Here is a 1,137-nt window from a genome sequence, read left to right on the forward strand (position 1 = left end):
ATCGGGACCTTTGGCGGCAGCCTGAAGGACGTGGCGCCGGCCGAACTGGGCGCGCTGGTGGTGCGCGAGGCGCTGGCCCGCGCGCAGGTATCCGGCGACGACGTCGGCCACGTGGTGTTCGGCAACGTGATCCAGACCGAGCCGCGCGACATGTACCTGGGCCGCGTTGCCGCGGTCAACGGCGGGGTTTCGATCAACGCGCCCGCGCTGACCGTGAACCGCCTGTGCGGCTCGGGCCTGCAGGCCATCGTCAGCGCCGCGCAGACCATCCTGCTGGGCGATGCCAACGTCGCCATCGGCGGCGGTGCCGAAAGCATGAGCCGCGCCCCGTACCTGGCGCCCGCGGCCCGCTGGGGCGCCCGCATGGGCGACGCCGGCCTGGTCGACATGATGCTGGGCGCGCTGCACGACCCGTTCCACCGCATCCACATGGGTGTCACGGCCGAGAACGTGGCCAGGGAATACGACATCTCGCGTGCGCAGCAGGACGAAGCCGCGCTGGAATCGCACCGCCGCGCGTCCGCCGCGATCAAGGCCGGCTATTTCAGGGACCAGATCGTCCCGGTGGTGAGCAAGGGCCGCAAGGGCGATGTGACGTTCGACACCGACGAGCACGTGCGCCATGACGCGACCATGGACGACATGACCAAGCTCAAGCCGGTGTTCGCCAAGGAAAACGGCACCGTCACGGCCGGCAATGCCTCGGGCCTGAACGATGCCGCCGCCGCAGTGGTGATGATGGAGCGCGCCGAGGCCGAGCGCCGCGGCCTGAAGCCGCTGGCGCGCCTGGTCTCGTACGGCCATGCCGGCGTCGATCCGAAGACCATGGGCATCGGCCCGGTGCCGGCGACGAAGATCGCGCTGGAACGCGCCGGCCTGCAGGTGTCGGACCTGGACGTGATCGAAGCCAACGAGGCCTTCGCCGCGCAGGCTTGCGCCGTGACCAAGGCGCTGGGCCTGGACCCGGCCAAGGTCAACCCGAATGGCTCGGGCATCTCGCTGGGCCACCCGATCGGCGCCACCGGCGCGCTGATCACGGTCAAGGCGCTGTACGAGCTGCAACGGGTGCAAGGCCGCTACGCGCTGGTGACGATGTGCATCGGCGGCGGGCAGGGCATTGCCGCGATCTTCGAACGC

General features: G+C 70.3%; 1 protein-coding gene. It reads left to right on the top strand.

The genetic code is table 11. The features are described from left to right. The coding region (bktB, locus tag IPF36_RS17780; RefSeq protein WP_195429347.1) for a beta-ketothiolase BktB at positions 1-1,137 on the top strand (1,137 nt) is incomplete at both ends.

This window comes from Cupriavidus sp. IK-TO18 (assembly GCF_015549295.1).
GTDB classification, from domain to species: domain Bacteria; phylum Pseudomonadota; class Gammaproteobacteria; order Burkholderiales; family Burkholderiaceae; genus Cupriavidus; species Cupriavidus oxalaticus_A.